At 43.9% G+C, this 23,873-nt stretch carries 8 protein-coding genes; 3 read left to right on the top strand and 5 right to left on the bottom strand.

What is annotated here, in order from left to right:
* Window positions 1-12: 12 nt before the first annotated feature.
* Window positions 13-13,332, bottom strand: a complete 13,320-nt coding sequence (locus OQ289_RS07005) for an Ig-like domain-containing protein (protein WP_270090017.1) — start codon at window positions 13,330-13,332, stop codon at window positions 13-15.
* A 1,366-nt stretch (window positions 13,333-14,698) separates the two neighbouring features.
* On the opposite strand from OQ289_RS07005, the gene OQ289_RS07000 reads away from it, so the two are divergent.
* The 3 genes from OQ289_RS07000 to OQ289_RS06990 all read left to right on the top strand — a co-directional run bounded on the left by OQ289_RS07000 (window position 14,699) and on the right by OQ289_RS06990 (window position 16,176).
* Window positions 14,699-15,139: a hypothetical protein gene (locus OQ289_RS07000; RefSeq protein WP_270090016.1), complete on the top strand. Its 441-nt coding sequence runs from the start codon at window positions 14,699-14,701 to the stop codon at window positions 15,137-15,139.
* A 24-nt stretch (window positions 15,140-15,163) separates the two neighbouring features.
* Complete coding sequence (locus OQ289_RS06995) at window positions 15,164-15,670, top strand: MepB family protein (protein WP_270090015.1); 507 nt, start codon at window positions 15,164-15,166, stop codon at window positions 15,668-15,670.
* Window positions 15,671-15,747: 77 nt separating this feature from the next.
* On the top strand, window positions 15,748-16,176 hold the full coding sequence (locus OQ289_RS06990; RefSeq protein ID WP_270090014.1) for a DUF6157 family protein: 429 nt from the start codon (window positions 15,748-15,750) through the stop codon (window positions 16,174-16,176).
* Between the two features lie 224 nt (window positions 16,177-16,400).
* Here the strand turns inward: OQ289_RS06990 and OQ289_RS06985 are convergent, their stop codons facing one another.
* From OQ289_RS06985 to OQ289_RS06970, 4 genes are read right to left on the bottom strand one after another with little or no spacing between them, the layout of a single operon-like run.
* The gene (locus OQ289_RS06985; RefSeq protein ID WP_270090013.1) at window positions 16,401-18,683 is read right to left on the bottom strand and encodes a GH92 family glycosyl hydrolase; all 2,283 of its coding nucleotides are present in this window, start codon (window positions 18,681-18,683) and stop codon (window positions 16,401-16,403) included.
* A gap of 40 nt (window positions 18,684-18,723) precedes the next feature.
* A complete protein-coding gene (locus OQ289_RS06980) occupies window positions 18,724-20,898 on the bottom strand; it encodes a hypothetical protein (protein ID WP_270090012.1) in 2,175 nt (724 codons plus the stop codon).
* A gap of 49 nt (window positions 20,899-20,947) precedes the next feature.
* A complete protein-coding gene (locus OQ289_RS06975; RefSeq protein WP_270090011.1) occupies window positions 20,948-21,769 on the bottom strand; it encodes a DUF3823 domain-containing protein in 822 nt (273 codons plus the stop codon).
* Window positions 21,770-21,788: 19 nt separating this feature from the next.
* The gene (locus tag OQ289_RS06970) at window positions 21,789-23,852 is read right to left on the bottom strand and encodes a RagB/SusD family nutrient uptake outer membrane protein (RefSeq protein ID WP_270090010.1); all 2,064 of its coding nucleotides are present in this window, start codon (window positions 23,850-23,852) and stop codon (window positions 21,789-21,791) included.
* Window positions 23,853-23,873: the final 21 nt, after the last annotated feature.

The following is a 23,873-nucleotide window of genomic DNA, read 5'->3' as shown; positions in this document are numbered from 1 at the left end:
CGTTTACCAATTTTAGTTTCTCTTAATCAAGACTGTTCCTTTCAATACATCCGTCTTACCCGCCTTAGTCGCTTCAATGATGTAGAAGTATGTACCTGCATTCAATCCCGATCCATTCCAATCATTTTTGTAGTTATCGTTCCGATATACTTCATTACCCCATCTATTGATAATCTTCAGACTAATACGATCATAAACTTCTATTCCCAATATTACAAAGTCGTCATTCACATTATCGTTATTTGGTGTAAATACGTTTGGTACCACTAGTGGATTATCTAATATCGTCACGGTCACCTCGGCCTCATTACTCCATCTGGCTTTCACATCTTTCACACGATAGCTGAATACATCTGTTCCTGTTGCAGCTTTATCTGCTGTGTAGGAGACCGTACCGTCTACATTGATTGTATGTGTTCCCTTTGTTGGTTGTACAACAATTTCAACTGTTGAAGGATCGATAGCCCACTTGACTTCTTGATCGTTATCCAATACTGTTATGATAACATTTTGGCCTGCTTTCACTTCGGCTTGATCGTCCACTGCCAATACTCTAGGGTATTCAACCGGAATCGGATCCGTGTCATCTTTATCATCCTCTGGGTCTTTCCCTGGATCCTTACCAGGTCCCCACACTGTTATACCATTGGTAATCGTTTCCGGAGCCTCTTCATCTACTGTAGCCGTTACTTTCACAACGATGGTTTCTCCAACTGGAATCACTGCTGTAGTCGTTACTTTAGCACTATTAGCTGCGCCACTCACCGTCGCGTTGCTACTCACCATGCTGTAGGTATTGATGGTCACGCCCTCACCTGGACGCTCCACCAAACTGATATCCTTACCTACTGCTATATCCGCAGGTCCTTCATTTTTGATTGTCAATGTAAACGTCGTGGTTTCACCGGCTTTCACACTAGTTTGATCAGCAACTTTCGTGATACTCATTTTAGATTCACGTATTACTGGTATTTCTGGAGTCTCGTCTTCATCATCCGGATCTTCGGTAGTTGGCTTATCTGGCCCCCAAACCTTGATACCATTACTAATCGTTGCCGGTGCATTTGCAGAGACTGCTGCTGTCACTTTCACGACTATCGTACCACCTACAGCAATTGCTTTAGTAGTAGTTACCGTAGCGGTGTTTGCTGTACCAGCGGCTGTGCCATTGGCAGATGTCACTTCGTATCCAGTAATCGTCAAGCCCTCACTTGGCATCTCTCCTAGATTGATGATTTCACCAACCGCTATGATAGCTGGACCGTTATTGGTAATCGTTGCTGTAAAGCTGGTGTTTGTTCCAGCGTTCACTGTTTGCTGATCAGCAACTTTTGTGATGGATAAATCTGATCGGCAGAATACTGTTGTAAAGGTGACCACTTTTCTATCAGCAGCCAGGCTTTCGCAGATACCATCTCCGCTCACACCCACACTATATGTGTAAGTACCTGGTGCCATGACACCTAAGTTCAATGTACCATTGGCTCCACCTGTTATGGCAACTCCTGCTGCATCGTACCAGTGGAATACAGGGTTGGTAATCGTACTTGCTGCCGTCAACTTCGCCGTAAGAATGGTTTCATCTGTAGGTTCGATACATATACTACCTGATGGATCTTTACCATTGACTTCAATACCTGCGATATCTTCAGGTTTTGTCGTAGGCAAAATTGTGAAGGTAACCGTTTTGCGGTCTGAGGCCAGACTCTCACAGATACCGTCGCCGCTCACACCAACACTGTATGTATAGGTACCGGCAGCTAATTTGCCGATGTTCAATGTACCGTTTGCTCCACCTGTGATCGCAACTCCGGCCGCATCGTACCAGTGGAATACCGGGTTGGTAATCGTACTTGCTGCCGTAAGCGCAGTCGTCAAGACAACGTCTACATCGGGTGCGATACACAATGGTGCACTTGGATCCATACCGTTGACCAAGATGTCAGCGATGTCCGTAACCGCTCCCGTAGGCAAGATCGTGAAGGTAACCGTCTTACGGTCTGAGGCCAGACTCTCACAGATACCGTCGCCGCTCACACCAACACTGTAAGTGTATGTACCGGCAGCTAATTTGCCGATGTTCAATGTACCGTTTGCCCCACCTGTGATCGCAACTCCTGCTGCATCGTACCAGTGGAATACCGGGTTGGTGATCGTACTTGCTGCCGTAAGCGCTGTCGTCAAGACAACGTCTACATCAGGGGCGATACACAATGGCGCGCTAGGATCCATACCGTTGACCAAGATGTCAGCGATGTCCGTAACAGCTCCAGTAGGCAAGATCGTGAAGGTAACCGTCTTGCGGTCTGAGGCCAGACTCTCACAGATACCGTCGCCGCTCACTCCTACGCTGTATGTATAAGTACCGGCAGCTAATTTGCCGATGTTCAATGTACCGTTTGCCCCACCTGTGATCGCAACTCCTGCTGCATCGTACCAGTGGAATACCGGGTTGGTGATCGTACTTGCTGCCGTAAGCGCTGTCGTCAAGACAACGTCTACATCAGGGGCGATACACAATGGCGCGCTAGGATCCATACCGTTGACCAAGATGTCAGCGATGTCCGTAACAGCTCCAGTAGGCAAGATCGTGAAGGTAACCGTCTTGCGGTCTGAGGCCAGACTCTCACAGATACCGTCGCCGCTCACTCCTACGCTGTAAGTGTATGTACCGGCAGCTAATTTGCCGATGTTCAATGTACCGTTTGCCCCACCTGTGATCGCAACTCCTGCTGCATCGTACCAGTGGAATACCGGGTTGGTGATCGTGCTTGCTGCCGTAAGCGCTGTCGTCAAGACAACGTCTACATCAGGGGCGATACACAATGGCGCGCTAGGATCCATACCGTTGACCAAGATGTCAGCGATGTCCGTAACAGCTCCAGTAGGCAAGATCGTGAAGGTAACCGTCTTGCGGTCTGAGGCCAGACTCTCACAGATACCGTCGCCGCTCACTCCTACGCTGTATGTATAAGTACCGGCAGCTAATTTGCCGATGTTCAATGTACCGTTTGCCCCACCTGTGATCGCAACTCCTGCTGCATCGTACCAGTGGAATACCGGGTTGGTGATCGTACTTGCTGCCGTAAGCGCTGTCGTCAAGACAACGTCTACATCAGGGGCGATACACAATGGCGCGCTAGGATCCATACCGTTGACCAAGATGTCAGCGATGTCCGTAACAGCTCCCGTAGGCAAGATCGTGAAGGTAACCGTCTTGCGGTCTGAGGCCAGACTCTCACAGATACCGTCGCCGCTCACTCCTACGCTGTAAGTGTATGTACCGGCAGCTAATTTGCCGATGTTCAATGTACCGTTTGCCCCACCTGTGATCGCAACTCCTGCCGCATCGTACCAGTGGAATACCGGGTTGGTGATCGTGCTTGCTGCCGTAAGCGCTGTCGTCAAGACAACGTCTACATCAGGGGCGATACACAATGGCGCGCTAGGATCCATACCGTTGACCAAGATGTCAGCGATGTCCGTAACAGCTCCAGTAGGCAAGATCGTGAAGGCAACCGTCTTGCGGTCTGAGGCCAGACTCTCACAGATACCGTCGCCGCTCACTCCTACGCTGTATGTATAAGTACCGGCAGCTAATTTGCCGATGTTCAATGTACCGTTTGCCCCACCTGTGATCGCAACTCCTGCTGCATCGTACCAGTGGAATACCGGGTTGGTGATCGTACTTGCTGCCGTAAGCGCTGTCGTCAAGACAACGTCTACATCAGGGGCGATACACAATGGCGCGCTAGGATCCATACCGTTGACCAAGATGTCAGCGATGTCCGTAACAGCTCCAGTAGGCAAGATCGTGAAGGTAACCGTCTTGCGGTCTGAGGCCAGACTCTCACAGATACCGTCGCCGCTCACTCCTACGCTGTAAGTGTATGTACCGGCAGCTAATTTGCCGATGTTCAATGTACCGTTTGCTCCACCTGTGATCGCAACTCCTGTTGCATCGTACCAGTGGAATACCGGGTTGGTGATCGTGCTTGCTGCTGTAAGCGCTGTCGTCAAGACAACGTCTACATCAGGGGCGATACACAATGGCGCGCTAGGATCCATACCGTTGACCAAGATGTCAGCGATGTCCGTAACAGCTCCAGTAGGCAAGATCGTGAAGGTAACCGTCTTGCGGTCTGAGGCCAGACTCTCACAGATACCGTCGCCGCTCACTCCTACGCTGTAAGTGTATGTACCGGCAGCTAATGCTCCGATGTTCAATGTACCGTTTGCCCCACCTGTGATCGCAACTCCTGCTGCATCGTACCAGTGGAATACCGGGTTGGTGATCGTGCTTGCTGCCGTAAGCGCTGTCGTCAAGACAACGTCTACATCAGGGGCGATACACAATGGCGCGCTAGGATCCATACCGTTGACCAAGATGTCAGCGATGTCCGTAACAGCTCCCGTAGGCAAGATCGTGAAGGTAACCGTCTTGCGGTCTGAGGCCAGACTCTCACAGATACCGTCGCCGCTCACTCCTACGCTGTAAGTGTATGTACCGGCAGCTAATTTGCCGATGTTCAATGTACCGTTTGCCCCACCTGTGATCGCAACTCCTGCCGCATCGTACCAGTGGAATACCGGGTTGGTGATCGTGCTTGCTGCCGTAAGCGCTGTCGTCAAGACAACGTCTACATCAGGGGCGATACACAATGGCGCGCTAGGATCCATACCGTTGACCAAGATGTCAGCGATGTCCGTAACAGCTCCAGTAGGCAAGATCGTGAAGGTAACCGTCTTGTGGTCTGCAGCATCACTTTCACAGACACCGTCTCCACTAACCCCGACACTGTATGTATAAGTACCAGCAGCTAATGCTCCGATGTTCAATGTACCGTTTGCCCCACCTGTGATCGCAACTCCTGCCGCATCGTACCAGTGGAATATTGGGTTAACAATAGTGCTAGTTGCGCTAAGTCCCGTCGTTAATATAACATCGATACCCGGTGCGATACACAATGGTGCGCTTGGGTCCATACCGTTGACCAAGATATCGGCTATGTCAGCCACAACACCGGCAGGTTTAACCCTTACCTCGATTTCTGTACGTGTGCCAACTGCACAAGTACCGAAGCGGATGGTCTGTACATAAAGCGTATGCGTACCTGGGGCAAGTTTCGTAATATCTACTTTATTACCCCCAGTGATAGCATCGTATATCTCATATGTTGTACAATTATCTGGCGCTGGGATGGTAATATCATCTCCAGGGCAAATCTCAAATACATTATCATTATTTGGTCCGGCGACTACCGCTGGAATTGTACGTGTAATCTCATTTACTTTTAATTGTGACAAGGCGGTAACTAAACCTCCATATAGAATCTTAATTCTATCATAAGGTGCATTAGCAATGAACTTCACATCCGCCTTATTTCCTCCATCAAGGAGTGTAATATTCAATAAACTTGCATCATTATGGATTGGAGCACCTACCGCTACATTACCTAAGTAAGGTTGAATCGTAAATGCCTGCAATAATCCGACAGTCAACAACGAACTTGGAGTTTCCAATTTGATTGTCAAGGTGTCACCTACAAGCGCTGGTGTATTATAAGCAACCTCCAAACGTGTATAAGCGTTGACGTTTACTACGTTATTCAATAGCGCAGAAGTGGCTTCATTTCCGTCCACAGCATTTGTAGCATCTGTTACGAAGTTCAATGCGTTTAATACGCCTACGCCACCTATTGGACGTTCAATACCATGTAAGATATCGATTACACCATTTGGATTAGTACAATCCGGTGTACCCGCACTATGATAATACGCTTCGTAAAGGTTTACAGATTGTCCTGCTGTTATCAATCCTATTAAATGAACCTTCACGCCACTATAAGGCACTAGCGCTCCAGCAGCATTCGTAGGTGTAAATGTAAAGTCGTAGATATTCTCCCCGGCAACGATGTTTGCTATATCTCCGTCGACAATTTGAGGTGCACCCACTGAATTTCCAGCGGCGTCAATCGGTTCGACAAGCAGACCGCCAATTACTTGTGCAACTGTCATGGATTTACCTAGTTTAACCGTTACCGGTGTACCAGCGGCAATTGGACTACCTGACCATTTAATGTTTTGGAAAGTCTTTCCTAATAGATTTCCAACATTCACTCCATCAGTCAATGTACTGAAGGTTGAAGGATTTTGGTCAGCTGCTTGACTTGGATTCGTTACATCCCCTAAAAGAGACTTACCATGCTGTTGCGCATCATTGCCATATACTCTAATAAATACTGGAGGGCACTCCCCTGCATTGAATACACGGATTGTAACGCTCGAAGCTGTTTGACAACCTGTTGTGCTATTGGTCGCTATCAACGTATAAACATGCGTACCTGGGCTAGCAAATGGTCCTACTACAGTTCCATTAAAGTTTGTTCCCGTTTGATCCTTCCATTGATAAGTAACATCAGCTTCGCTTGCATAAGTTGGCAAAGTAAGCGTTTGATTAACTTCTATTGTGTAAGAAGTTGGTTCGTTAAATACGATTACAGGTGCAGGATTCACGGTAACGGTCAATCCATCAGACACCTCACTAGCGCAACCTGTAGTAGCATCTGTAACCTGAGCAGTATAGACTCCCCCAGCTGCTACAGTAAGTGTATTGGTGTTAACTGCACCAACAATAGGCTGGCCATCTTTAAACCATTGATGTGTACCTGTTGCATCCGAGGTTAATGTAATAATCTCACCCACACAAACTCCATTTGCTGAAGCCGTCAATACTGGTTTTGCAGGTTTAGGATTAATCAACACTTGTACAGCAGCAGATACATCACTAGTACAACCTCCATTCACGGCCCTCACTGTATATTGTCCGGCATCCGTCAATGCTCCAAGAAGAGTCAATGTAGCAGATGTCTCAGCCAATGGAGTTGCTACTCCTACTTTTGACCAGATATAAGTCGTACCGCCTGTAGCCGTTAGGGTCACTTGTTCACTTTCACAAACAGTAGCTGAACTCGGTGTAATTGTTGGTGTAGCCGGTAAAGCATTCACCGTAATTGGTATCTCTGCAGGTGGATTGTCAAAACAGAACCCTGCTCCGTCGACAACTGCATAATATTTAGTAGCGCCAACTGTAGTAGGAGTTACCACCACAGATGCCCCAGCTCCTAAATAACCACTTACTGCACCCGTACCTGCATTATAAGCACGGTACCATTTGATCATACTTGGATCTACTCCTGCAACACCACTTACAGCACCTTCTAAGGTAATGGATCCGCCAATACAAACACTTGGCTCTGAAGATGTCAATGTCAAATTGCCAGCTACAACCGGTGTACAATCCGTCAACATTCTATGCGTCTTCGTGTCGGTGACAAGAGCATTGCTAGCTGTAACAGTATTGTTAATAGAAGTTACAACAGCATTATCTATCGTACCCACTTCTACAACAAAAGTATAAGTCTCTGTCTGACCAACCCCCAAAGTCGGTATGGTAAAAGTTAAATTTGTTCCATTGGCAGTGAAAACACCATTATTTACAGAAGTTGTATTTGCTGGAATAGTAGTTGCCAAATCAAGAGCCACTAAATCCTTGTTACCTGTATTTGTTACGGTAACTGTATAAGTTATTTGATCGTCACTAGCGGCCATGCTAGTAACAGCTCCGTCACTAACACCCGTTAATGTTAAATCGATACTATTAACAGGGATGACAGGAGTCACTGTACCAGCTGGTTTAGTCACATCCGGTTCATTCGGATTACCTACCTCAGAAGGGTAGCTTTCCTGCTCAGTCGTGATTTCAGTACTAATGACCTTCGCAATATTCTTTATTTCACTTACACTTGTAAGATTTTCATTCACTTTTACTTTAAATGTATACCCTGTAGAAGTAGCACCAACTTTCAACGATGCAATCGTAAACGGTAGACTACCTGATACTAACGTCGTACCAGCTGGCAATGGATCATTGATCACTACATTATTCAAATCCTTATTACCCGTGTTGCGAACATAAATAGTATATTCGATTACTTCCCCACCTTTTACTGTAGTAACAGCAGGGTCATTATTGACAACCGCATTCTTCCAAGAAACTAACGCAAAGTTATCTGTAACTAGCACCAACGTAGGATCTCCTGGATTTTTAGTCGCATCAGGCCCAAGTGTAGGATTTGTAGGGTCTGCAGGAGTCGTCGGCACTGGAGTACCTCCAGCTGTGACAGTAGCTACGTTGCTGATATTTGTTAAGCCTGTAAGATCATTCTTCACCGTAACAATGAACGTCACTGGAACAGTCGCTCCGACAGGAATGTTAATTCCAGCCAAAGTAATCGTTGTGCCATCAGAGGTACCGCCCGATTTATAAACCGTTCCCGCAGGAATCGGATCTGTAATCGATACACCTGTCAAGGCCTGGTTACCTGTATTTTTAATATAAATAGTATAGGTAATATCTTCACCTCCTTGTACAGCCGTTTTGTCCGCTGCTTTCCAAGTAACGATAGTAGATACTGGTGTCACTGGTATAATAGTTCCCGTACCACCTGTCTCATCCGGTTCGTTTGGATCCGTTGGTGATGGTGGCAATGTCTCCGTACCAGGATCAGTAGCGTCTTTCTTAACCAATGCTACGTTACGTATTTCAGTAACACCTGTTAAGTCCGCATCCACATCCACTTTAAAGCTCACCGTTGCTGTAGCTCCCGCTGCAATATCAACACCACTAAATGTTACAATACCTCCAACCTCACTTCCGCCGTTAGCGGCAGATACAAAAGTTGTATTGGAAGGAATAGCATCTGTAATGATATAGTCATTCAATGCCACACTACCGGTATTCCGTATATGGATCGTATATTCTACTTCCTCACCACCTTTTACAGTCTTGATATTTGTATTGTTATTGACAACAAATGATTTCCAAGATTTAAACATTGGTGTGTTACAATCTTTCTCGATTGCATATACCCGTAAAGCAGGAAGTACACCCACCGCTACGGCACCACTCAATCCTACACTGATACGATCGAACTCAACACCCGGTGCAAACGGAATAATTCCAGTTGCTCCATTGTTCAATATATCTAAGACATTCAGTCCGTTGATCAATCCACTTTGTACGTCCAAAGTTTTAACTGGAGTAGCGCCTTTATAGGCGACGATTTCCAAACCACCAATGAGGTTGGCATCCAAAGCACCTGAACCATACTGCAATTTAATATTAACAATTTCACTAGCCAATGCTACTTTGCGGAAGTCAAATAGCTGTTTTACTGACGTGCCCACTCCTACTACACCTAGACTAATCTCCGAGTAGTTTGTGGTATTCGCGTCAATAGCATGATTTGCATTCGTGACTCCACTACCTGCCAAGCCGGCCGCATCCAAGGAAAGCCCCTTAGCATCATAGGATGTAGTGAATACCGGTTGACAGTCTGTCAACGGATTGTCGACACATGCACCATACACATTCATCGAATTTCCTTGTGCTACCAATGGAAGTCCTGTACGTGTATGGTCTGTAATACGGATGGCATCAAAATTAGCTGTTGGCGTGATGGCTATGTAGTAACGTCCCAATGCATCCTGAACAATTCGGATACGATCGTTATTATTTCCAAAATTATCGTTGCTACCACCCTCTAGTACAATTGTATTTCCGCTTATAGCTTGCACATGGAAGAAGTGATCTCCTAATATTAGACCGTCTACTACACCAGCTAAGGTACCACCAATACTTCCTGCTAATAATTTATTCAATAATGTTGGTTCAAAATCAATGCGTACATAAGCGGTTTTATTGGCAGTCACTGGTGCATCAAATCCTAGTTCTACAAATCCTGTATATTGATTCGGTTGACCTCCTAATAACTGTCCTAATAAAGAATTAGATCCAGATCTTAGGGTTGCATACGAATCAAAATCGTTATCGAATAGATTCGAAATATTATCCGCGTTTGAAGAAGCCTTGATTGTTGTTACACATACCGGATTTTCGAATGGAGAAGGAATCGTCGTTGATGGACATCCCGCACCTATCCGTTTCACTTCGTACAGACGAATTGCTGGAGTCAAAGCAACACTCAAAAGCGATCCCGCAACCACATCCACACGATCATATGCTGTATTCGTTTGGAAGGTCAAGGTTTGTACCCCACCAGAGTTGAATAAATCCAATAAGTTCAAATTATTGATTAATCCTTGCTGCAAAGTAAAGGTTTCTGCCACGGCACTTCCATTGTAGGTCACAATTTTATAACGTCCAACCAAATCCACCGCTGCCAAACTAGCAGGATCCATTTGTAAACGCACTTTTAACGTATCTCCAGCAGCAGAAAGCTTATTGAAATAGATTCGTTGCGCAACCTCAGCTGCGATCGCTACTGTCCCCGTGCTAATCTCCGAATAATCAGATGAGTTGACACTGATTGCGTGATCTGCATCTTTCACTCCTGCTCCATTTAACAGCCCTAATGAAAGTCCCGACTGATCAAACGATGTAAACTGAGCGGGTAGACAATTGTCCAAACCAATTTCCCTACAAGCCTCAAAGATTTTCATGGAGACCGCATCTTTTGTATTTACCAAAGCAGGGAAATGCTCGGTTATCTTTATGTTTTGATATGCTTGGTTAGGTGTAATTGCGATATAATAACGTCCAATATTGTCTTGAACAATCCGCAAGTCTCCACCTGTGGTTCCAACAAATGCATTTGCACTTGAGCCCGTTAGTACCGTAGTACCTCCAGTTGCTGTTTTAGCCTCTACAGTAAAATAGTGATCGCCTAAAACTAAACCTCCCACTGCTCCTACCAAATTACCTAATGTACCGCTTAGTAGACGATCCAAGATATTATCTTCCATGTCTATGCGTACATAGGTAGTCTTATTAGCATCAACTCCACCAGCTATTTCATATTCTAAGAATCCGGAGTACGCTCCGATTCCCAATAAGGATCCACTGCTTGCTGTTAATGTCGCAAACGATTCGTTATTACCATCAGCAGCTAACCAAGGGTAATCCGCATGTTTCGAATCTACAACAGTAGCGTCACAGGCTGGAATTTCGAACGGATCATCGGTAGCAGGAGGCAAAACGAAGCCTGGATCCTCACAGCCTGAACCGGCAGGTCCAAAACGCTTCACATCGTATACCTTTACGGCTGACTCAAAAGCGCTAACGCCTAACAAGCCATTCACTCGAATCTCTATACGATCAAATGCCTTTCCGGGCGCAAACGTAATCGTGGACTCTTGTCCTCCTAACAATCCCAGAAGATCGGTGCCATTTAATAAACCAGAACTTAGTGTTCTGCGATATACTTCCGTATTACCGTTATAAGCCAGCACTTCATATGCTCCTAACAAATCAACATTTAGTGTCTTACTAGCAGCTAAAGCTAATTTTATTTTAAATACAGATTTCGGATCACTTAATGAGTTATAATTTATGTATTGCGACATAGAGCCTGCCACACTCAATACACCAAGGTTAATTTCAGAAAAAGTAGTTTCATTATCATCAATAGCATTTTGTGCATTGATGACCCCTGTCTTACCAAGTTGTAACAAACCTAAACTGATACCCGACCCTTCATAAGAAGTTGAGAATGCCTGATTACATATATCAGTACTGTTATCGTAACAGATACTATACACATTTAAATACTTATCTGAAGACAACAGTCCTACTACAGATGTTGTTCTATCTGTCAATCTGATATTTGTAAAAGGTTGATTTGCCTTTATTGCGATGTAATATCTTCCAGTCTTGTCTTGTACAATTTTCACTTGACCATTCGATGAAGCAAAGAGATTAGCACTAGATGTATTTAAAGTTTCTGAATTACCATTCTTCAGTTGTACTTCAAAGAAATGATTCCCTAATACTAAACCATTTACCAATCCACCGACTAAATCTCCAATACTACCCGCCAACAGAGACTTCAAGACATCTTGATCGTAATCAATACGAATATAAGCTGTCTTTCCAGCAGGAACCTCAGCATCAAATTTCGCTTCTAGGTGTCCGGCTCTATTGGCAAGGCCTACCAGAATTCCCGCATCTGAACGTAAGGTTGCATAACTATCAAAGTTATCATCTACGGCCAATTGAGGATCATCTGCATTCGAAGACGACACAATTGTTGCATTTGCGCAAACTGGTTGAAATAGCGGACTTGCTGTCGGAGGAGGCTCTGGACATGACGCACTAGTCCGCGTAACTCCATATATCCGTAGGTCGGCCCCCACATTTACACCCACTGCACCAATCATTCCGACCTCTACTCTATCATAGACTCCTATAGCGTCTAGCGACAACGTCGCGATACCCCCCGTACTCAATATACCGAGCAAATCTAAACCGCCAATTAATCCACCTTGGAACGTATGGTCAACTACAGGGATAGGATTATTTCCGTTGTAAGCTCTTACATAGTAACCGCCTAGCAGATTCACGTTGGCTACAGCTTGGCTCAGTTGAAGTCGAACCTTCAACTTAGAATTTGCTTCCGAAACTGTTGGGAAATAAAAACTTTGGGAAAAATTCCCTACAACAGAAAGAAGACTACCACTCAATGTGGAATAATTTGATGTATTTTGATCAATAGCAAAACTTGGATTCTCAACAATTTTTCTATCTGCTCCAAGTAAACCACCCAAATTCACGCTAATGCCGGTAGCTTCGCCATCTCCAGCGAACGCAACTGGGTTGCACGCAGCAACGCCCGACAAGGCATAAGCATTATGAATTTTAATCTTTCGAGTTGCTAAAACATTTACATTGGAGCCAAATGTCAATTTAATTCTCACCGAATTAAACGTTTCAGTATTATTGGGCGATTGAACAGCAATGTATGTGGTTCCACTGTTATCCGTAACAAATTTTACATTAACATCACCAGCAATTGCACTTCCAGCACCTGAAGCGTTGGCGTTTTTATACAACGTTGCTTGTATGAAATTAGCAGGAGCTCCCAACAGGGCACCTAAACCCACTACTAAACCTTCTTGACTAATATCCGAATAGCGAATATAAACCCAGTCTTTTGCGGCCAGATTATTTCCGAACTTCAGTTGTAGCCATCCATCTCCAGAACCTAACAGTCCGGCCACGATTCTAGTTGAGGTCATCTCGGCATAACTGTTCAAATCATTGATATCAGCTGCATTGGAAGCCCCGCTAACACCAGAAGCTCCAGTGCCGAAAAGGCCAACAGCAATAGCTCCACTACTTGGAGCAACCGTTGCATACTCCTTGGTCTGCCCATACCCGAATATCGGTACAGCCATCACCAGAATAGCAAATAATGTCAATGAATGCCAAATCCTCTTTGGCAAGGCTAATAAATTAGTTTGCGGTTTCATAAGCAATTTTTTCCTTTTCAATTCAAACAGTTTTTGGAACTGTCAATTCCTAGGCAATAATGTTTTTCTAAGTATCTGCAAAAAAGCTTCAAAATAATATCCATCACAAAAAAAAGTGACCAATGTCATTTTTTAGCTACATGACAAAGGTATTTAATAAATTATCAAATCGTAAATATTTTTTAAAAAATAATAAGTTTCTATTTGGTTAATAAATAGCGATAAATGAAAATTTTAGAATCAATTAACTCAAACGAATAGAAAGGACGTAAGAACACTACACAGAAATCATCACACTAATCAAATAATGTTTAAACATAAACTTAGAGAGGAAAAAGATGAGATATTGTATTCAAAATCGAATGAATTATATCACAACTGCAACGGAATTATTGTATTTTACCTACGCCCTATTGCAAAAAATATATGATAGGTACACTACTCTGAGCGCAATCCTTAATAGACATATTTGTCGTGAAAAAGTAATAAAATGTAACATAAATATGGCCCTATAAAGTTGAAATGCTATTTGTTATTTAAAACATAATCTCAAAAGATAAAAATATATCAAAAGTTATGAAAATTTCAAACTTCATCAAAAATCACAAAATGTTAATTTTTGTTAAAAAATGTTAAAACACTAAAATTAAACGAGTTAACCCTTGCATTCATCTTGTAAAGAGACGGAAGTAGAATTGATATATGTAGAAATAATTTCTAACCCAATGTATAAAATCGAAGGTTGTACATATAATATGTCACTGAAGAACGTAACAATTTAACCTGCTGATAGTCAGTTTAAGCAGAGAAAAATACCAGAAACATCCCATTGCCCAGATTCAGCCATCCCATATGTCACCACCAATAAGAAGAAATATTATTAAAGTGTTAAGAGAGCGTTTACCAACAATATCGCAACATTTACTACATCCTACACAACTACTTCTCACCGCGTGACACTTCATATCTCTGAAAAATAAACCCCATCAGCCTACTCATGTAAAACAGGATGAAAACACATGTCCCCACTCTCTTCGACATCGGAATATACCCACAAATAATCCGATGATCGAAACAAGGGCAAGCCTTTTCTTCGACATCGGTTTAAGCTAATTTAGTTGCATGCCCATCAAACTAAAGTAGCCGCCTAGCTACAATACATAATTTTTCATTCGCTTTCACACTCTTCAATCTATTTTGTATTTCCGGCAACAAAAAGCCTCAACAGGCACACATGTGCGAATAAAACCAGGTGCCTTTCGAGATATTCTTCCAAATATAAAGCACAAACCAATCATTTTTAAATGAACGTCATTTCTATTACAAAAGAATTTATTTAGGTTTGTTATCCAAAAATAGCTATACCATGCAAATACTAAAGAATACCTTCAAACTAGGCATTATCATTGTCTTGTTAACGACGATTGTAGCCTCTTGTGCAAAAGACAGCAGTGACGATCCTATTGTTGCCCAATGGATTGGTTTATCCCAACAAATAGAAACATACGAAAACGGAAAAATTATAGACAAAAAAGACATCAAAATCAGTCACATAGCACTTGATTTCTACCCTGATGATAGCTTTACGCTTACAGGAAATATTGGTCAAGAAAGCCCTACTTCTATAGAAGGGTCATTTGCGCTATATGGCTCTAAAATCACACTCAAATACCTAGACAAAGATCAAAAATCAAAGAGTATCAGTGTAGATTACACCATCAAGGGAGGAGTTTTGGAGATTAGCAATACCGCTGATTTATCAGGAAGTAAGAAACAAATCCGAACGACTGTATTCGGTAAGGCATAATTCTGTATACAAATACACCAAACGTTGACCACCTCTATATCTTCCATTCGACGTCGCATCCTAGAGCAGGTATATACACCTGCAGGACTGATCGTATTCCATGAACGTGCGGATAAGGAGAGTCAACGCTATGATGCCTGTACTTTTGAAGTAGACGGATGTCTCATTCTACATCGCACAGCCAAGATAACCCCGGCCAAAAACGGACAATTCGTTACCATCTGGCAACGTGATGTTTGTGGTACTACAGTTCCGTTCTCCCAGTCAGATGGTTTTGATTTCTTGATCATCACGATAAGAGAAGACAATCGTCTGGGGCAGTTTATCTTCCCTATGTGTACCCTCATTCATAGGGGTATCGTATCCACACCACAAAAAGAAGGCAAGCGAGGCATACGCGTATATCCACCTTGGATAGTAACCAACAGCAAACAAGCGACAAAAACGCAAGCATGGCAAGTAAAATACTTTTATGAGGTAGGCCGCCACACCTTGTCTGAGTGGTTCAAAGTCTTCAACCCAACAGTATAGGTCCCCCTACTCTCACATTGTTGCTCCATAGTTGCCGAAGCCCCACTTAATTAAAAGAAATAATAGACGTAAACAATATGAAAGACAATAATCAAATACATACGACTAACTATTTTGACACCTTTATTGAAGTGGCTCCAGATACTAAAGTAACCGCTGGCACCCCACCTATCATAAGGGGAGACAAAAAGACCGTTGCCGCTTTACAATATGAAATTATTCGGAATGCCCCTTATCAATTCACATCCGATGACGTCCTATTTGAAGTATTTGCCTATCGATATGATTTGCTAAAGACGGAGCACCCCCGGCATAGGGCAGATTTTTTTTCTAAAGGACAAGCCTGCATGCGTGCTTCCCCCTTAACCAAGACGCATGGCTTTGGGATACATTGCAATGCCGATGGTAAACTCGCCCTATATGGGATGGAAACAGCAACCTATAAACATTTCATTCAAGACGACTCTATCACAAAAATCAAGGCTATGCGTACTTCCAAAAAGTAGGCAGCATGAGGACTTCACCCTATGCCCATTCATTTGACAGATTCAAATCCTATCTTAATATGAAATATCCATATAGCTCAGACTGCACCAACGCAATTGAACATCGTGTCGATTCACCCACTGGCGGATAACAATATAAAAGCAGAGAAGGGGTTCCGCAATTGCGGAACCCCTTCTCTGTTCAGCCTTATACTATTCCGTTCTTAAGACTGTAATATTTTCATCTACTTCTTCTCCGAACTGAAGGAATACGGCAAATCAGCTGTATTCACCCCTCTATTCTTATTGGCTACAGTAGACATTCCGTAATCAATTTTCGCTCCCTTCATCAACAGGTCATGCGTCAAATAATTTTTACTGTATTCCGCACCATTCACCTTCATTGTATTGACGTAACGTGTCTCTTTCGTGTTGTTCGGTGCATTAATTACGACCTCCTTGCCATTCTCAAGTTTTACCGTCGCCTTCTTAAAAAGCGGTGCACTTAAGATATACTCGTCTGTGCCTGGACACACAGGATAGAATCCCAGTGCAGAGAATACATACCATGCCGAAGTCTGTCCATTGTCTTCATCTCCACAGTATCCATCGGGACTAGCGCTATACAATTTATCCATTACCTCTCGCGTCCAGTATTGTGCCTTCCAAGGCTCCTTTGAATAGTTATAGAGATAAATCATGTGCTGGATAGGTTGATTACCATGTGCATAATTCCCCATGTTCATGATTTGCATTTCTCTAATTTCGTGAATCACCGAGCCATAGTAGCTCTCGTCGAATAAAGGCGGAACGCTGAAAATAGAATCCAACATCGTGTTAAATTCACGTGTTCCCCCCATCAAATCTATTAACCCTTGTGGATCATGAAATACCGACCATGTGTAATGCCAGCTATTTCCCTCCGTGAAAGCATCCCCCCATTTCAATGGGTTAAATGGTGATTGAAAATTACCGTCCTTATTCTTTCCACGCATCAATTTGTGGCTCGGATCATATAGATTCTTGTAGTTCATTGCACGTTGTGCATATATTTCGAGTTCTTTTTTCGGCTTCCCCAATTTCTTGCCAAGTTGATAGATACACCAGTCATTGTAAGCATATTCCAATGTACGCGCTGCATTTTCGTTGATTTTTACATCATACGGTACATAGCCTAGTGTGTTATAGTGCTCATATCCCAATCGGCCTGTAGATCTGATCTGTGGATGGACCGCATTTGCCCCATGTACCACTGCCTCCCATAGCTTCTCGATGTCATAACCCTTCAATCCTTTCATATAAGCATCCGCTACCACCGACGCCGAGTTGTTACCCACCATACAGTCCCGATGTCCAGGGCTGGCCCATTCCGGCAAAAATCCGCTTTCCTTATATGCATTCACCAATCCCTCTTGCATCTTTTCGTTCATCGTCGGGAATAGCACATTCAATAGCGGGAATAAACTCCGAAAAGTATCCCAAAACCCGGTATCCGTAAACATATACCCCGGTAGCACTTGTCCATTATACGGACTGTAATGGACTACTTCTCCATTCGCATCGTATTCGTAAAAGCTTCTTGGAAAAAGTAACGTTCTATAGAAATTCGAATAAAATGTCCTAAGATTATCAATGTTATTATCTTCAATTTCTATTTTTCCCAGCACTTCATTCCACTCCTTACGGCCTTCATTTTTCACCTGATCGAAAGATTTGTTTTCTAATTCTTTCAGATTCAATTCTGCCTGTTCCAGACTAATAAATGAAGACGCCACCCGAGCATGTACTTGCTCCCCTTTTTTGGTCGTAAAGCCAATAATTCCGCCAGCATGGTTTACCTGAGCTTCCAAATTATTGTCCTCTATCTTTCCGTCACGCACCGCAGCTGTGTATGTAAATGGCTTGTCAAACTCGATAATAAAATAGTTCTTAAAATTCTCCGGTACACCTCCGTTATTTTTGGTGGTGTAACCTACTATCCGGTTTTTTCCGGGAATAATCTTGACATACGAATTATTGTCAAATGCATCGACCACCACATATGATTTGGCGCGTTCAGGAAATGTAAATCTGAACATTGCAGCTCTTGAAGTAGGGCTAATCTCCGTGACCACATCGTGATCGGCCAGGTATACACTATAGTAATGCGGGGATGCCGTTTCCGCCTTATGCGAAAACCAACTTGCCCGTTCCTCTTCATCAAATGTAGGCTTGGTGGTCACTGGCATAATAGAGAATTGTCCATAGTCGTTGATCCATGGACTAGGCTGGTGTGTCTGTTTAAAGCCACGTATCTTATCCGCAGTATACACATATGCCCATCCATCACCCATCTTACCCGTCTGCGGCGTCCAAAAATTCATACCCCAAGGGCGTGCTATCGCGGGATAAGTATTGCCTGTCGACAGGGAGTGCTTGGACTGTGTACCCACCAATATACTGACATAGTCGATTGGCTCTTTCTTTTCGGCTTTTGCCAAATGCGTAAAATTCAAAAGTACGACTACCAATAATAAGATATGCTTCATTTTCACTTGTTTGATTAATTTATCACTTTCCATTATGTAATTACCACTTAAACATGACCGATACCCCATCCGGGTTGTTTTCAAACCCAAGAAGGTACGTTTTAGTCTGCTGATCCCAGTTTTGTTCTTCCCAAACCTCTTTATTATCTACTTGCACACTTTTAGGTTTTTGAGGCAGCAGCACCCTTGATATATTGGTTGTATTTATTGGGCTTTTGGCAATATACGCATAAGAATTAGATGCAATTTGCTCATTGTAAGCCCTAGAAGCTGCCGCTAACACTTGAGGTCTCTTTTTATCTTTCACACGGTCAATGTTCAGAAACAGACTTTGTTCACCCGGCTGGACCATTTTTGTAGTCAATATCGGCAATTGAGGGTTATACAGATCAATCAAATGACCAGTAATTCGGTAAGGTTCATTGCTAACACTCTCTTCGAGTACAGCCACTAGGTCATACACGCCACGTTGTAGATAAAAGCTATTCTTGAAGGCCAATTTGCCCGCCTTAGGTTGCTTCTCATATAAATCCTTCACTACGTCAAGCAACTGCTGTGCATTGTTCGCCTTAACAACAAACTCTTTCGGGTCTTTCCTGATAATCGCTACCGTACCTTTTCCATACTTATAAACACCCTCTTTAGCTCCTGCCGAAATACCCATTAATTCAAAGAGATGATCAGAAGGACTTGCATACGCATTACCCTTGGTGTTCCACCATTCCTGTACCGATTGGAAAGGATCTTGATCAGAGCCACTGTATACCAACGCTCCACCCATTTTTACCCAATCTGCCAAATGCTGATGCGACTGGAGCTCCATGGGTTTCATGTTAGCATATGTCATCAGCAGTACCTTCGTCTCAGCAAGTGCCTGTTGATATCCTACATTTTCCAAGTGTACCGTCTTAACTGGCACCCCTCTTTTTAGAAATGGCAATGCCTGTCCATAAAAATTGGCCAACTGCGGATCATCATACCCAGCATGGTTTGGAAAGCGTTGAAACATCAACGAATTAGACATCAATACACTGATTCCATTAGAGCCCGACACCTTCGTTTCCGATTGCGGCATTGTATTCAAGCTGTTGATCATGACCTGCATCTGCGTAGAATAATGGCGAGGAATTTGCTCTTTCTTATCGCTATTTGCGCTTGTCTTATACAACCCCTCATAAATACGTTCGGGCCAGGGCATCACTTCGTAGTCCGCGATCTTAGGATATAGCAATTGCGCGGTGAAGGTCGCTTCATAATTTTTCTTATAATCCACCCAGTCTCTCGGCCAGTCCTCGATTGGATCGGTCAAGAAAAACATTTTTCGTCCCGTCGGTGCAGTCATAGACTCCATCGAGCCGTATTCCAAAAAAGCAGTTTCAAACACCCGCTCCTTCTCGATTCCATTAAAATAATTGGGCTCTCGCGAGGTCCCAGTCCACACCTGCGCGATGTAGCCATCTACGCTTGGGAGCGAAGCCAAGCTCGCCTCTGGGCTTACGATCATCCATTGCGAGTAGTTGACAAGCGAATGTGTCGGCACATAGCATTTAACATCCATACCTTTGGTCTTACCGTATTCTTTTGCATAGGTAAAGACCTCATTCAAGGCATTATAATACAACCAGTATTTCAATTTATTTGACAAATACGTATTCTCAGGAGATTCATGTTGGGGTCTCCAGTCAAATCCGTAGTAGCTTTTCCATTCCCGCTTGAAAGCTTCGCTGTAACCCGCCCTTGCCCAAAATTCTGGTTCCTCCATAAAAATGGCATCAATACCCGCATCAATGACCCTTTTGACATGCTTTTCCTTCAGGTATTTTAGAAAATTTTGAGTCGGTACAATATAAGGTACCATATGTCCGTGCCATATGGTATCCCCTTTCATAGTCACCTGTCCTTCATCGAGATGCTTCTTACCATCCCACTCGCCAGTGAAATAATCTTGGTATTCACCCCAAGCGATTCCCGTCATAAAATGAGTAATATATCCCCTATCCCGCCAGGATTTCACTCGATCTTCAAAGGGGATTCGTCTAGATTTGTCAGAAGGATTACCTCCAGTTCCATATATCATGACAGCATCTGCGCGATTGTCGATAGTTGGTCTCCATTCTCTCGAACTTTGAAAAGTCGTCTTGACATTATCTTTGACCTGAGCATGTGACTGCCCGACCATACCCAAGAGGCAGGATAGCATAACAAAATGTTTCATTGGCTTTACGTTTATTTTATTGATTTTATGACGTTAACAGGATGCGCTATTAAGGTATCACTACAGCTTTTGCCTCGTTATAGTTCCACCTTTTAGTACCACTTCCCCTTGGTGTATCGTAATTGATTCGCGCAGCTGCCCGCACAAATACCGTACGTCCAGCTGGAATGGGGATAGCATCCTTTGATTCGATTGTAACAATTTGCCCTAACAACGGGTTAAAAGCTTGTTCACTGTATTTTATTTCGTTTGACCAACGCTGATCCCGTGCGCGATATCCGACCGTTGAGGAGTAGCTGACAAATAGTTGCACATCAGTGACGTTTAAGAAATCAGCGCTGTAATTTCCCATCGGCTCGATTTTGCTACGGAATATTTCGTCTGTCACTCCGCGGGTTACTCGCACCCGTGCAGTAATCTTTCCATTACTCACTGTTGGCTCATCCACCCATTCTACATTCAAAAATGGTTGCACTTCAAATTTTACTTTCGTCGTACCATCCAGATCCATCACTTTACTCTCATCCGCAAGGGTCGCTCCATCGGCGGTTTTCCTCACCAAAGGAACGAAAGGTCCGTCTACAGTCACGTTGTAATTGCCTTTAAACAATCTCGTATTTTGAAAACTACCATCCGGCATACAATAAAAATCAGGATTATGCTCTACGTTATCCCCCCAACTCAACTCGGTCAGTCTGACACGAATCCCTTCACTTCCCTGATCCGTCAACACGCGTTTACCGGTAGCCACATCCACGACTTCGCCCTGTATGGTTACAGAGGGAGCTTCCATATTGTCCTTCTCGAAAAAGCTGCAAGAAGCGAATAGCAAAGAAGCGCTCATCAATGTATTTAAAATTATATATTTCATCTTCTGAATCTTTTAAAAATTAACGGTTTGGTTGTTGGTCGATTACCGGACTTTTCGCAACCTCTCCACCCGGTATTTCGAAATAGTAATCCAATGGCGTATACGAAAAGGTCTTGGTGCTTACCCATTGAAAACGCGCGTCAAAGAAATATTTACCTGTTGTCGTAGAGAAGAATGGGTATAGACCACGAAAGCGGAAGTTTTCGTTGTTGCTGTAGCCGTTCTTGTCTTTATTCTCACCCCAGAATCCGTCACGCCCATCATAGTGGGACACTCTCCAGCGGCGTAGATCCCACTTCGTTTTGTGTTCAAAGGCCAGCTCTTTGCGTCTTTCTTTGCGCACGATATTCCTACCTGCTACATCCGCCGTCAACGCATTCGACAATAGATTAGCCCCCGCGCGTTCGCGAATTTCATTTACAGCCTGCGTCGCCACTTGCTGCAGATCGCTTCCATCTGGAGAGTTGGCGCCCATTGTTCTCAGCTCGATAGCAGCTTCAGCCGCATTCAATAAAACCTCCGCATAGCGCATCAGGATAAAAGGTTGTGCAGATTTACCCTCTCCGATTTCCACAGAAGGATTCGTTTGCAACCACTTCCGGATGTAAAAACCCGTCAACGTCGCCTCACCATTATCATAGAAGGGACCATCAGTGCCTGCGGCCGTCATCTGTTGTCCATTATAGTCCACAGTTTCCTGCCCTTCACCATTCCGAGGGCTTAGATATAGTGTTTTAGGTGATTGTGTATAAGCACTCAATTGCTGATAGCGGCTATCTGCCGTAGCATATGAATAGTTGGAGAATAAGGGTTTTACAGGAGCTTGTCCTGTATATACTCCCGCTCTTACTTCCATCTCTTTACCTCTGAACTGATCCCCTGGAAAGATAACATATGCGCGCAAGCGAGGTTCAGCGTCTTTGAATAAATCCATCGGCTTATCATACAGTAAATAATCACCTTCGCTATTACTATTTCCCGTCGTCACCTTCAGCGTTCCATTTGGATAGCGAGCGAAGCCATCGAACAGTTCCATAAAATCCAATGTTGGACAACTCCCTGCAGAAAGCGGCGAACGGAAACTAAATGGAGAACTGAATGCATCAAAGCTATGCGTTGTCGTTGGATACATATATTCCTTGACATAGATATTCTCGGGGCTGCTCAGATCGCTGAACATGTCCACCATATTTTGATATTGCGCCTCCTTATCATTGGCTAGCCATTTTTTCTTGTATAGCGAGTAGCCACCTGTATTCATGATCTCCCGTGCAGCTTTATAGGCTTCCGCAAAGTAACGCTCGGCTGCTGGCTGCCATCTATCCGGAGCAAAACCAATGACCCGCACCCCTGTCTTGATACCCAATCCTGTCAATCGTCCCGATACCGTCTCATTGTACTTAGCCACACTCCCAGCATATAATGCCGCTTGTGATTTAAATGCCAATGCCACATATTTATTCGAATATCCCGATTTGGGACTTTTCGGTTTCATCAAGCGGATAGCTTCATCATAATCCTTAAGGATTTGATCCCATGTTTCCTCTTCACTCGCGCGCGGCACTTCCAATGCCACCGGATCTGCGGGGTATTGAATGGCCTTGGTCACCAAAGGTATTCCACCGAAACGTCTAGCCATCGCATAGAAAGTTGTCGCTCTCACGTAATACGCTTCACCCAAATAATGGTTGTACGTATCTTCGTCAAAGTTATCTTTGTAGGTGGGTAGCGTTTCAATCAGATGATTGGCATCCCGGATCAAGGTAAGCCCCCGGCCCCAATATGCTGTGCGTTCGCCGGTAAAAGCCCTCGTAATCCCATCCCTGTTCACCGCTTCTCCGGTGCCATCGATACCAATAGATGCCAACCAGCCGTTAAACTCTATCCCCCACTCTCCCATATATTTAAAATCCTCGAAGGGCATCCAGCTATACATACGTGCCAAGTAGATGTCCATCCCGGCGGCATTATCCAAAAGGTCATCATCCGAGACAACCGTTTTAGGGGCTATATCCAGGTCTACACAAGCCGAGAAGCTTAATGTACCCAGTAGTGATAATATAACAAATATTTTTTTCATCATCTTTAATTTAAATTCAACAAC

Origin of the sequence: Sphingobacterium sp. SYP-B4668, assembly GCF_027627455.1 — a bacterium.
In the GTDB taxonomy this organism is placed as follows: Bacteria; Bacteroidota; Bacteroidia; order Sphingobacteriales; family Sphingobacteriaceae; genus Sphingobacterium.
This window is presented reverse-complemented; position numbering and strand designations above follow the sequence as displayed.

What these genes read in the sequence shown, in the direction of transcription:
- OQ289_RS07005 (WP_270090017.1), bottom strand. Translation starts at nt 13,332, where the DNA reads ATGAAACCGCAAACTAATTTATTAGCCTTGCCAAAGAGGATTTGGCAT.
- OQ289_RS06980 (WP_270090012.1), bottom strand. Translation starts at nt 20,898, where the DNA reads ATGAAACATTTTGTTATGCTATCCTGCCTCTTGGGTATGGTCGGGCAG.
- OQ289_RS06990 (WP_270090014.1), top strand. Translation starts at nt 15,748, where the DNA reads ATGAAAGACAATAATCAAATACATACGACTAACTATTTTGACACCTTT.
- OQ289_RS06985 (WP_270090013.1), bottom strand. Translation starts at nt 18,683, where the DNA reads ATGAAGCATATCTTATTATTGGTAGTCGTACTTTTGAATTTTACGCAT.
- OQ289_RS06975 (WP_270090011.1), bottom strand. Translation starts at nt 21,769, where the DNA reads ATGAAATATATAATTTTAAATACATTGATGAGCGCTTCTTTGCTATTC.
- OQ289_RS07000 (WP_270090016.1), top strand. Translation starts at nt 14,699, where the DNA reads ATGCAAATACTAAAGAATACCTTCAAACTAGGCATTATCATTGTCTTG.
- OQ289_RS06970 (WP_270090010.1), bottom strand. Translation starts at nt 23,852, where the DNA reads ATGATGAAAAAAATATTTGTTATATTATCACTACTGGGTACATTAAGC.